This is a genomic window from Microcystis sp. LE19-195.1E (assembly GCF_027532095.1).
In the GTDB taxonomy this organism is placed as follows: Bacteria; Cyanobacteriota; Cyanobacteriia; order Cyanobacteriales; family Microcystaceae; genus Microcystis; species Microcystis aeruginosa.
This window is the reverse complement of the sequence record NZ_JAPZSZ010000221.1, coordinates 1-11,564: the sequence shown is the minus strand read 5'-3', so window position 1 is coordinate 11,564 and position 11,564 is coordinate 1. Positions and strand designations below refer to the sequence as shown.

General features: G+C 45.5%; 11 protein-coding genes, 1 tRNA gene and 1 pseudogene. 5 read left to right on the top strand and 8 right to left on the bottom strand.

The genetic code is table 11. From position 1 onward, the window contains the following. Positions 1 to 298 precede the first annotated feature (298 nt). From tatA to O9300_RS12550, 3 genes are all read right to left on the bottom strand, one after another. Complete coding sequence (gene tatA, locus O9300_RS12560; RefSeq protein ID WP_002763330.1) at positions 299 to 475, bottom strand: twin-arginine translocase TatA/TatE family subunit; 177 nt, start codon at positions 473 to 475, stop codon at positions 299 to 301. Positions 476 to 580: 105 nt separating this feature from the next. Then, a complete protein-coding gene (lpdA, locus tag O9300_RS12555; protein WP_287971938.1) occupies positions 581 to 2,011 on the bottom strand; it encodes a dihydrolipoyl dehydrogenase in 1,431 nt (476 codons plus the stop codon). A gap of 436 nt (positions 2,012 to 2,447) precedes the next feature. Next, a complete protein-coding gene (locus tag O9300_RS12550) occupies positions 2,448 to 3,113 on the bottom strand; it encodes a DUF3782 domain-containing protein (protein ID WP_287971937.1) in 666 nt (221 codons plus the stop codon). Positions 3,114 to 3,459: 346 nt separating this feature from the next. Here O9300_RS12550 and queG point away from each other — a divergent pair, with 346 nt between their 5' ends. Both queG and O9300_RS12540 read left to right on the top strand, forming a co-directional pair. Continuing rightward, positions 3,460 to 4,407, top strand: coding sequence for a tRNA epoxyqueuosine(34) reductase QueG (gene queG / locus O9300_RS12545; RefSeq protein ID WP_287971935.1), 948 nt, complete (start codon positions 3,460 to 3,462; stop codon positions 4,405 to 4,407). Beyond that, entirely contained in the window at positions 4,397 to 5,035 is a 639-nt protein-coding gene (locus tag O9300_RS12540) for an HAD-IA family hydrolase (RefSeq protein ID WP_287971933.1), read from the top strand. The genes queG and O9300_RS12540 overlap by 11 nt, the downstream gene beginning before the upstream one ends. 87 nt (positions 5,036 to 5,122) lie before the next feature. Here O9300_RS12540 and O9300_RS12535 read toward each other — a convergent pair. Further along, positions 5,123 to 5,208, bottom strand: a tRNA-Leu gene (locus O9300_RS12535). Positions 5,209 to 5,380: 172 nt separating this feature from the next. Here O9300_RS12535 and ndhL point away from each other — a divergent pair. Genes ndhL through O9300_RS12520 form a run of 3 tightly spaced genes read left to right on the top strand, consistent with a single transcriptional unit; the run spans position 5,381 to position 6,379 of the window. After that, a complete protein-coding gene (gene ndhL, locus O9300_RS12530; protein WP_002732218.1) occupies positions 5,381 to 5,620 on the top strand; it encodes an NAD(P)H-quinone oxidoreductase subunit L in 240 nt (79 codons plus the stop codon). 20 nt (positions 5,621 to 5,640) lie between these two features. Beyond that, the gene (locus O9300_RS12525; RefSeq protein WP_079205902.1) at positions 5,641 to 5,946 is read left to right on the top strand and encodes a DUF3007 family protein; all 306 of its coding nucleotides are present in this window, start codon (positions 5,641 to 5,643) and stop codon (positions 5,944 to 5,946) included. A 4-nt stretch (positions 5,947 to 5,950) separates the two neighbouring features. Next, positions 5,951 to 6,379: an ATP-dependent zinc protease family protein gene (locus O9300_RS12520; RefSeq protein WP_287971932.1), complete on the top strand. Its 429-nt coding sequence runs from the start codon at positions 5,951 to 5,953 to the stop codon at positions 6,377 to 6,379. A gap of 201 nt (positions 6,380 to 6,580) precedes the next feature. On the opposite strand, the gene O9300_RS12515 is transcribed toward O9300_RS12520, so the two are convergent. The 4 genes and pseudogenes from O9300_RS12515 to O9300_RS12500 form a co-directional block, all read right to left on the bottom strand. Further along, positions 6,581 to 8,008 carry a hypothetical protein gene (locus tag O9300_RS12515; protein ID WP_287971931.1) on the bottom strand — a complete coding sequence of 476 codons (1,428 nt, stop codon included), beginning with the start codon at positions 8,006 to 8,008 and terminating at the stop codon, positions 6,581 to 6,583. An 11-nt stretch (positions 8,009 to 8,019) separates the two neighbouring features. After that, a complete protein-coding gene (locus O9300_RS12510; RefSeq protein ID WP_502846397.1) occupies positions 8,020 to 9,765 on the bottom strand; it encodes a R3H domain-containing nucleic acid-binding protein in 1,746 nt (581 codons plus the stop codon). Between the two features lie 117 nt (positions 9,766 to 9,882). Next, the gene (gene ldpA, locus O9300_RS12505; protein ID WP_287971928.1) at positions 9,883 to 10,884 is read right to left on the bottom strand and encodes a circadian clock protein LdpA; all 1,002 of its coding nucleotides are present in this window, start codon (positions 10,882 to 10,884) and stop codon (positions 9,883 to 9,885) included. Positions 10,885 to 11,214: 330 nt separating this feature from the next. Then, positions 11,215 to 11,421 (bottom strand): annotated as a pseudogene (locus tag O9300_RS12500) (IS200/IS605 family transposase); the annotation flags it as partial. Positions 11,422 to 11,564 lie beyond the last annotated feature (143 nt).

The following is an 11,564-nucleotide window of genomic DNA, read 5'->3' as shown; positions in this document are numbered from 1 at the left end:
CCTTAAATATTGGAAGAAAGGTAGTCGGAGAGGCCGCCTTTAGCGGGAATCCGATAGAGAGGTTCGTAGTTAACCCAGTACGGGTCAAAGCGTACAAAGCTAATTCTAGATGCAATATTTGCGTACAGAATTAGTAACTATTAGATTACCAGATTTCGTTTCCCCTGAACGGTTACGAAACTTAAGTACATCACAACCTTTAGCTTAACAAATTAGGGGGTGCATCTCAATTTTTGGGCGCACGCAGTTCGATAAACTCATTGTAGGGGGGAATTGCCTTCGTCCTGACAGCCGAAATCTATCTCATCTTCTCATCACTGTCTTCAATTTCTTGATCATCTTGATTGATTTCTTCTTTAAATCCCCGTAAAGTTTTCCCCAAAGCTGCCCCAAATTCGGGTATTTTTTTCGGTCCAAATATCAGGAGAACAACTACAGCAATAATGACTATTTCTGGCCAACCTAATCCAAACATAATCTTGAAAGTAAAAAGTAAAAAAAGAGAAAGGAGTCAGAATTTAGGAGTCGGAAACTTAACGGTAATAACTGATCACTGATAACTGATCACTGATAACTGACTCTATGCTGCCACTTCAGCGCGTTTATAAGCTTCGTCGAGGACTTCTGAGAGAGTCGGATGGGTGTGGATGCGGAAAGCGAGTTCATGGACGGATTGGCGTTCAGCGATCGCATTGGCCGCTTCTTGAATTAAATCCGATGCGTGGATACCGATAATATGAACACCGAGTAATTCGCCCGTATCCTGACGATAAACGACTTTAGCGATGCCTTCCGTTTCTCCTTCCGCTAAAGCCTTGGAATTTCCCTTAAAATAGGTCTTGACAGAAGCCACCTTATACCCTTCTTCCTGTGCCAAAGCTTCTGCTTGCGGTTCCGTTAAACCCACATAACTAATTTCGGGGTGGGTAAAAGCGGCGGCGGGAATACTGCGATAATCGATGGTTTTTGGGCGATTACAGATATTTTCAATGGCTATTACCCCTTGACCCGAAGCAGCGTGAGCTAACATCATTTTACCCGTAGCATCACCCACAGCCCAGAGATGGGGAACCGGTTCACCGTCCTGAATTACCTGCATTTTGTCATTAACGGCAATAAAACCGCGTTTATCCAGTTCTACACCCACAAATTCCAATCCGAGATTCTTTGTCGCCGGGATTCTTCCTGTAGCGACTAAACAAGCATCTACTTCTAAAATTTCGATCGCTTCTTTGCTTTTTGCGTCCACCAGTTCAATGGCCACAGGATTCCCCGGTTTAATACTTTTTGCCAAAACTCCCACATAAGTCTCGATGTCTCTAGGTTTAATCAGAACTCTTTCCGCGATTTTCGAGATTTCTGGGTCAAATCCAGGCATGAGACTATCTAAAGCTTCGATCATCGTCACTTCACAACCCAAAGCGGTGTATATATCCGAAAATTCCAGACCGATATAACCACTACCGATAATTGCGATCCACTTGGGTAAAGTTTCTAATCTAACGGCCTCATCGCTGGTAAAAACCGTTTTATGATCGATCTCGATCCCCGGTGGGACAAAGGGAACCGACCCCGGACAGAGCATAATATCCTTAGCGGTGTAGATTTTTTCGCCACTGTCCCCGATGACGCTAACTTTTTGCTGACCGGCGATTTTTCCCCAACCGTGGATAGTATCAACCTTGAGACGTTTAAGACTATTAGTGAGATCGCCTCTAATTTTACTGACAAGGTTGTTAGCATGATCGGCAATTGTTGGACGGTCAAAATTAACGCCACCGATGGCAATACCTAGACTTTTCAGATGGTCACTATCGGCCAATTCGCGCACTCGTCCCGAGGCTGCCAGTAAAGCTTTAGAAGGAATACAACCGCGATTGACACAGGTTCCTCCCATATCTTTGGCTTCGATAATAGCTGTTTTTAGCCCACATTTGACTGCGTGTAGGGCTGCCCCGTGGCCACCAACTCCAGCACCGATAATAATTAAATCGTAGTCGAATTCACTCATAGTCTCTCTGACTCTCAAAGTTAGCATTATCCCATTTTACGATCCACTGCGATCAAGCTGTGCTATCCTGGGCAAAAACTGGAGCCAGTTTTTAGCCATCAGGCTCTTGTGTATTGAAACTGGCTATTGGCAATTTTAGGACAAGTCGTTACTAGACCTCTGGTAAAAATCAAAAATTGTTGTTGGGTTTAGGAGTCGGTCGTCAGTAGTCAGGAGAATTAAGCATGAATAATAATCAATTAAATGGTCTCTTCACAGATTTTAGGCAATTTAATCCTTATTTTTGCCGTTTTTGAATCCTCAAAAATTAATTAGGGTTTGCTGAATCAAAATATGAATACTAATCCTGCATCCTATCCATAAGTTAGTCTAGTCCTAGATTGGAAAAATTAGACCTCCCGCCAATACTTTGCCAGATGAAGGAACCATCTTTCTCCTACCATAATTTAGGCTCGAAACCAGAATCATTAATAATTTCTACCGTTTCTCCCGATGGTTTAATCACAAATAAACCTTGTTTATAGGCATAACGATCTACTCCTTCATCTATTTCTATTCCTGCCACTGCACCATAAGCCTGATAGTTTTTATAATGGGGAAATGCTTGTTTAAATCGACTTAATTTTTCTAAAAACTCATTGACATCATCTTTCGATAAACGAGACTTACATTCTACTAAAACTACCTCGGTTTCATCGACGGCTAAAATGTCAATCTCCATGGCTATTCCTTGCCGTTTTACCCTGGCACGACTATAGGTTTCTTTAACATCGATACCTTTGCCACGAAATAGGCTAATAACAGCAGGTTCGACTAATTCCTCGACAAATCTTCCCCAGCGAGTGGTTAAACTATCCACAGCACGACTGGTATTGGCCACTGTTTTCTCTAGATCGGCCAAACGGCGATCGGCTTCAGCAGCCCGGCGATCGGCTTCGGCGGCCCAGCGATCGGCTTCGGCCTTGGCTTCGGCGGCCCGGCGATCGGCTTCGGCCTTGGCTTCGGCGGCCCGGCGATCGTATTCTTGGCGTGATTGTTCAAACTTTTCGTTAGTTTTCTCAAAAAGTTTATAGATATCTTCGATGGTAATCGGTTGAGACATGGTTATTTGTTTTAATCTTTCTTGTTTTACTATAATTGTACTAGCAAAGTGCAAGTCATTTTAGGGACGGGCGTTAATTGAGCAAGTCAATAGTTATACTAAATCCGTTGAGTAACGCACAGAAAACGGGTTTCTCGGAGAAACCCGTTTTCTACTCATGCAAAAGGCAAAACGGAGAATAAATAATCAGTTTTTAATAACTGGATTTAGTATGAGGACGATATAGCGGGGACGGGAACCACAGTTTCTTCGTTGATCATGGTTTCTAACTGTTCAGCCTGGGATTTGGCTCAATAAATTGATAATTGTAAATAATTGTTACAAATACTTGACTTAAGATATTTCTATGGTGACAGAAAAACAGATCAAAGAAAAAGCGCTAGAGTTGGGCTTCCATGGGGTCGGTATTGCCTCTGTGGACAGCCAAGACTCGGCGGTATCCCATCTAAAAAGCTGGTTAGAGCGGGGTTATCACGCTGATATGGATTGGATGACTAACCCGAAACGACAGGATATCAAAACTCTTTGGCCGGAAGTGCGATCGCTAATTTGTCTCGCCCTTAACTACTACACCCCCCAGCAACACAGTCAAGATCAAAACCATGGCAAAATTTCCCGTTATGCTTGGGGAAGGGATTATCACAAAGTATTAAGTAAAAAATTAAAAGCCCTCAGTCAATGGTTAGAAAGTCAGGGGGAGCAAATTCAAACCCGTTACTATGTGGACACTGGACCAGTACAGGATAAAGTTTGGGCGCAAAGAGCAGGAATCGGCTGGATTGCCAAGAATGGTAACTTAATTACCCGCAATTACGGCAGTTGGGTATTTTTAGGGGAAATATTAACTAATTTAACTTTAGAACCCGATCGACCCCATAGCGCCCATTGTGGCACCTGTAGCCGTTGTTTAAGCGCTTGTCCCACCCAAGCAATAGTTAGTCCCTCTGTGGTGGATGCTAATCGCTGTATTGCATACCATACCATTGAAAATCGTTCTGTAACTTTGCCTACAGAAATTGCCAAGAATTTACAAGGTTGGGTAGCTGGCTGCGATATCTGTCAAGATGTCTGTCCTTGGAATCAACGTTTTGCCCAAGTTACCGACGTGGAGGATTTTCAACCTCGTCCCGAAAACCTCTCGCCAAGGTTGGAGGAATTAGCTAATCTAACTATAGAGGAGTGGGATCGTCGTTTCATCTCGTCAGCCCTGCGTCGAATTAAACCCCAGCAGTGGCGACGTAATGCCCAAGCTAATTTAGCTCATTCCCCTAACCCCGCACAAGATGACAATTAAAGTAGTCGTGTTCGATTTTGATGGTACTATCGCCGATACCCACGATACTTTCGTGGAGATTGTCAATCGTTTGGCTAAAAATTTTGGTTATCAACCCATCAACGAGGAAGATTTGGCCAGACTAAAAAACCTTAGTTCCCAAGAAATTATTAAACAATCCCAAGTTTCCCCCGTTAAAATCCCTTTTTTACTCTATCGAGTTAAACGGGAATTAAATAAACAAATTGAATGTCTGAAACCTTTTCATGGCTGGCATCACTGCCTCGCCACTCTTAAAGAAAGAGGCTATAGATTAGGAATAATAACTTCTAATACCAAGGAAAACGTCACCATCTTTTTAGCAAATAATCAACTCTTAAGTTTATTTGATTTTATCTATTCGGGAACGCCTTTATTCGGCAAACACAAAATTATCGATCGCCTGATCCGACAAAATAAATTCTGCCCCGATGAAATGATTTATGTCGGCGATGAAACTAGAGATATTACTGCTGCCCAAAAAAGTCGAGTGCAAGTGGTGGCCGTTGCTTGGGGCTTTAATTCCCCTCAAATTCTCACTCAATTTAACCCCGATCATCTCATTCATCATCCCCTAGAATTATTGGATATTTTAGATAGGGCTAGCTGAAAAAGTTTTTCCCGGGGGCAGGGAAAGGCAGTTTGGGCATTTGTACTAAAATACCCAGTACTCAGTTTAAATATAGACTCCGATCGATGGGGGCAGAGAGACTCGAACTCTCACGAGCTTATAAGGCTCAACGGATTTTAAGTCCGTAGCGTCTACCATTCCGCCACGCCCCCGTTATTTAACCGACAATTTTTTATCATATCACAAATAATTTAATTGGCAAGAGTATTTTCAGTAAATTATTTTAGCCCGCCAATTCGATCGCCACAAAGGGGGAAAGACAGGGTAAAATAATCAGCAGGTGAATTGCCGTTCACCGACAGCCATTGAGAAAAATCAATCCTTATGCAATCAATTCTGACGCAAGAAACCATTATCATCGCCCTGATCTACCTATCTCTCAGTGTCTTGTATTTGCTCGTCATTCCCGCCGTTATCTACTACTACCTCAATACGCGCTGGTATGTGGCATCTTCCTGGGAAAGAGGGTTTATGTACTTTCTGATGAGCTTTTTCTTCCCCGGGATGCTGTTGTTAAGTCCTTTCCTTAACTTCCGTCCCCAACGTCGTACCCTAAAAGCTTAAGTTATCAACCCAAAAAACCCATGAGACGCATTGATGTCATCGGGATCGGTATAGGGATGTTTGCTATGGGCGGCATCCTCTACATTATCCTACAAAAAACCGGTTTAGATAGTGCTTCGGCGGGAATTTGGAGTCAAGCGGTGTTGGTAGGTGGTGTCATCGGTTGGATTTTTACCTATCTGTTTCGAGTTGCCACCGATAATATGACCTACGGCAAACAGCGCCAGGATTACGAAGATGCCGTCTTTAAAAAACGCCTGGAAGCGATGACTCCCGAAGAAATCGCCCAAATGCAGCGGGAGATTGAAGAAGAAAAAACTAAATAGACGGATGAAACCCGATAAAATCATCATCGGTTGGCGAGAATGGCTGGATTTACCTGATTTAGGCATTACCAAAATAAAGGCCAAGATTGATACAGGCGCTCGCTCCTCGGCCCTACACGCTTTTCATCTCCATCCTTTTCGAGATGGCGATCGCAATTGGCTGCGCTTTCAAGTTCATCCCTACCAAAAAGATAGTCACCACACTGTCACCACCACCGCAGAAATCCTCGAATGGCGACAGGTAAAAAATTCTGGGGGTCAAAGTCAACTACGTCCCCTTATTAGAACAAGTGTATTGCTTGGTGGTCGTCAATGGGCGATCGAATTAACCTTGACTAATCGCGATGTCATGGGTTTTCGGATGTTATTAGGACGAGAAGCGCTGAAAAAAGGCTTTCTTGTCCATCCGAATAAGTCTTTTTTACTGAGTTAAGTTATATTTAGGGTTTGCGGCAAAAAGTTTTTCCTGGGGGCAGGGTGTGGGTTTTACCGATTTTCAGGTGGTCAATTACCTAATTTTCAGGGAAAAAGTCCCTGAATTTTCCCCCCGATCACTCCCAGGGCCGGTACTTTTTGATTGACAAAAAGTCTAAAGATATTATCCAACAAGGTTTTTAGATTTATTCAGCCAGCCCTAAGTAGCGGGTAAATCTTGGTATTCAGCCAAAGCATTTATAAAAAACAAGTCTCCCCAAATTAAACCCGTATCATAGATTTGGCTGGGTTGAATCGCGGCGGGATGATGATAACAACCATGACGCAATAAACTCATCTCTGGGGCGGTTTCGTCGGGAAAATAGGCAAAAGAAGTCAAATTCAAGAGAGTATTATCGATCGCCTCTCGATAGGTTCCATAACTAGGATCACTGCTGGGTAAAGCTTTTAATAAGCGAATCATCCCCGCCACAGCGATCGCCGCTGCCGAAGAATCCTTTTCCGTAGCGGCATTTTTTTGCAAGGCATAATCAAAGTCCCAGGGAGGAATAAAATCCCCGGCGCGTCTTTGTCCACCGGGCCAGCGATCGGGCAAATTGTCCAGATAATAATTAATAGCATCCTTGGCAATGGTTAACATTTCTGGATCGCCGGTGTAAATATAGGCCGTCGTGGCACTATAAATAAACCAAGCTTGACCCCGGGACCAAGTGCTATCATCGCGCCAGCCCTGTTTTCCCTCATTAAATAAGAAATTTCTATAGGTGGGAGAGTTGACATTTTGATCAAAATACCCTCTTTGCCAAGTTCCCGTTTTACCCGGGCGACGATTAGCCCCAAAGGTGCGGCTAATGGTGCGGATGTGGGAAAGAGCCTTTTCTTGCCAATCTTTTGCCTCCTTGGGGTCAGAATTGTGGAGACTTGCCCAGAGCAGTTGTTCTATATTGATCGTATGGTCGATAAAAACCTGCCAATGTTCTTGCTGATCGGTGCGATCGGCCTTGCGTAACCAGCCAAAAGTCCCGATATCGGTGTGATAACTCCCTTTGCCATCCTGAAAAGGTTGCGCTAGTTGTCTGGCGGACTGTAAAGTTATCTCTAAAGCTGCCTGTTTTTCCTGGCCCCGTCCCGACTCAAACCAAGGAGCAAACACCAGCACATTATTGAGAGCGATGTCTTTGTTCTTCAAACTCGCTTCTTTTAAGGGATCGCTCCATTTTTTCGCCGCAGCTGCCCAAAATCCCGCATCCATAGGGTTTGATTCTAAGTCAGCAATTTTCCATAATAAAGCAGCAAAAGCTCCGGCCGCCCAAAAATTAGCCTTTTCTAACTTCCAAGTGCCGGGGGTGGGACTATTCCTCCTCCGTAGCCAATTGAAGAAATTAAAACCCGATGGCTCTGGATGGGTAAGATAGGGATAGAGAATTCCCCGACGGGCATAACTATCGAGATAGTCGATCGTGGTAGCTAGTTTAATCTTAGCCAGATCGAGACAGAGCTTAATTCTTGCAGCTAGGGGCATTTTGGCGCGCAATTCCGCCGCCGATTGGGGACGATGGACAATCCGGACCGCCACCGCACCGATCGCCGTCCCCGTACCCATAATAATTAGCGTGCGTCGCTTCAAATTCCCGACTCCTAAGCTGGATAGATGCGAATACGGCGATTCGGTTCCTCTCCGAAGCTATCGGATTGGAGACGGTAATGTTCCACTAATTCGTGTTGCATTTTCCGCACTTTCGCCGATCGCGGCAGTAACTCCACGGGTTGGCCGGTAGGGATAACGATTTGTTCCACCGCTAACCGGGCCTCCTCCAAAGCTTCGATCTCGTCATCGCTACCGCTGCGGGCAAATAAACGCATATCCGCACCTTCCTGATTCATCGGGTCATCAATGCCCAAAATCCGCTTTAAACCGCGAGAAATTTGGGGCAGGGTATTGGATTTGATGCCGTGGATGGGAATTTGTCTTACTTTGGCAATTTGCCGCAATTTTGACTGATTTTTAACGTGGGAACGCAGGGCCAGCACTGCGTCGGCCTCCTGTAAATCTTTGGTCAAAACGATCGGCAAATCTAGGGCCTGTACTACCTGCTCGATCGGGGCGCGACTGACTCCGTAGGGATAGACATAAACCGGCCAATCTTCGCCATTGGGACCCGGGACGCGGACTTTTTCCGTTTCCGGTTCTTCCTGCAGCCAGGATTGTTCGAGGAGGCGATCGAAATCGTTTTCCCGGTTGAGTCCGCCTGCACCGAAACGGGCCACGGGAGTCATCCGGCCATCGGCCCGCCATCCCTTGGGTTTATCCATTTCCGGCAGATAATTGCGACGCAAAGGGGTGAGGTTTTCCGGTTTTGGTTCTTCCTGAGTGACCTGTACTTTTCCCTCCTCATCTACCCAACGGATTTGGGCAATTGCTTCCCGTCCCCGCAGCAGTTGGTCGATAGTGGTGGATACGTCTTCGTGGATGACCCAGCGCTGACGTTCCAACATTTCGATGGCAATGTCAAAGGTGGGCGGTGCTTTGCGTTCTAAAACGGTTTTTTGGGAACCCCGGCGGCGCGCTTCTTCGTCTCCGAGAGTTACTGCCTGAATTCCCCCGACTAAATCCGATAAAGTCGGATTTTTAATTAAATTTTCCAATTGATTGCCGTGGGCGGTTCCCACTAACTGCACCCCGCGTTCGGCGATCGTGCGAGCGGCCAGAGCTTCTAATTCCGTACCGATCTCATCAATCACGATCACCTCTGGCATATGGTTTTCCACCGCTTCGATCATCACCTGATGCTGCAATTCCGGACGGGCCACCTGCATCCGACGAGCGCGACCGATGGCCGGATGGGGAATATCTCCATCTCCGGCGATTTCGTTGGAGGTGTCGATAATCACTACCCGTTTATTAAGGTCGTCGGCTAAAACTCGGGCTATTTCCCGCAAGGCCGTGGTTTTCCCCACCCCCGGACGACCGAGCAGCAGCAGGGATTTTCCTGTTTCCACTAGGTCGTTAATCAGGGTGATCGTACCGAAAACGGCCCGACCGATACGACAGGTTAAACCGATAATTTCCCCGTCTCGATTGCGAATGGCACTGATGCGGTGCAGGGTGCGTTCAATCCCGGCGCGATTATCGCCGCTAAAACTGCCCACCCGGGCGATCGAATACTGGATTTCTTCTTTTGAGATCGGTTCGTCCCCCAGATCGATCGCCTCATCGGGAAAACGCGCTTCTGGTATGCGTCCCAAATCCATAACCACTTCGATCAGTTGATGCTGCCGCGGGTGTTCCTCGATTTTGCCGCGAATCCGCACAGGTAGAATTGCCAAGAGTTTGTTTAAATCGTCGGTCACTGGCATCCGAGAGGAGGGTAGGGTTTCTGGCATTAATAATAAAAGGTTTTGGCGATTATTGGCTGTTTTTATTTCCAAGATTTTCTTGGGGTCTAACACATTTGAGGGTTAGTTGTCAATTAAAAAAATATTATAGTTTTTTGACCAAGGCTAGGCTTTCAATTGAGCAACGAGAATAGAAGCGGCTTTAACGGCTTCTTGGTGGGCTTGGGGGTCATTTTCAAGGTTAGGCTGGTCTAAATGCTCTAAAATTGGCAAAATCAATGAACGGGCGTAACTTCCATAGGCAATACCAGCGATTTTTTCTCTCAGTCCCAGTTGCTGTAATTTGGTCACGGTATGGTCATTGGTTCCCCCAGCTAACTGCACAAATCCGGCTAGATTGGCACAGAGGACTTTTTTGGCCATGTTAATGGCCGGGTGGGTGGTTCCTTTGCCGATATCGCCGCTCATCGGTCGGCCGTCAGTCTGCCAAATCAGAGGACAGCTTAGGGGTGAAATAGTTTCTCGCAGATAGTGGAGGTAATCAATGATATATTCATGATCTTGGCAACTTATGGCGAGGATTTTTAGGTTTTTACTGACAGTTGCGATCGCTGGCCAGAGTCGAGCAAATTCCTCTCCATGACCGACTTGGGTATGAATTTCGATCGCATCGACTCCCATTTCGATAATTAAGGGGATAATTTCTTGGGGTTGACAGACACGGGATTTTGTCTCGATTATTTGCCGGGGACAAACGGGTAAGCAGCGACCGCAACCATAACAGCGCTGTTCGATCACTCCTCCCCTATCGATAGCATAAGCGGGACAGATTTTTTCGCAGGGACGGGGACAATCGACCGGACAGAGTTGCGGGTTAAAGATAGCTTTACGAAAGTGGGGATCTTCCCCGTCATTGAGACTGACCATTAACCAAGGTCGTCGATTGGGAGATAATCCAGCGATTTTTGCGGCGGTTTCGATGCCTTCTTTGGCCGCAACAATCACGGCCCGGTCGGCGGCCACATCAATACAATCGGCCCCGGCGATAGTATAGGTCAAAGCGAGGTTGCGAATCGTGGGCAAATCTTGGTAACTGGCTCCACAGATGAGCTTGAACCAGTGACCCGCAACTAAGGACTCTAAGGGAGAGGAGTTTTTATCTAGCACTTTTTCATCCTATCGCGCCCAGCCCCTAAATGTCAGCCTTGTGCTGCTCTGATAGTAAATCTTCTGACTAAAGACTAGAACTCTTGCATAATTAATTTTTGAGGTTTCAAAAAAGGCAAAAATAAGGATTAAATGGCACAAAATCTGTAAATAGACCATTTAATTGCTTATTATTCATTCTTAATTCTCCTGACTACTGACGACCGGCTACTGACTCCTAACCCTAACAACAATTTTTGATTTTTACAAGAGGTCTATCTCAAGGTCGCGAGAGGACTCCCGTTAAACCGCTACGCAGTTAACGGGAGATGAATCGCCACCAGAATGAAACTAACGCGGTAGGGTTTCCACTTTCGGGGAGTTTTGGTTCTCGACGTATTTTTTTAGTTGTTCGACAGTAACGCCGCCACAACTAGCCACGAAATAACCTCCCGTCCAAAAATAAGGTTTATTGTCGAAATACTTGGCCGCCAAATCCGGAAATTCTTTTCTAATTAAGCGACTACTAACTGTTTTAAGGTTAGCGATTAGTTTGGTCCATGATTGTAATTAGTTGATATACTAGGCAGTAAGTGTTACAATTTAACTATACATCACATCACGAAACTAACGACAGTGATAACGCTTACCTACCAGTACAAACTAAAGGTAAACAAGAAACAGGAACGAGAGATTGTCCA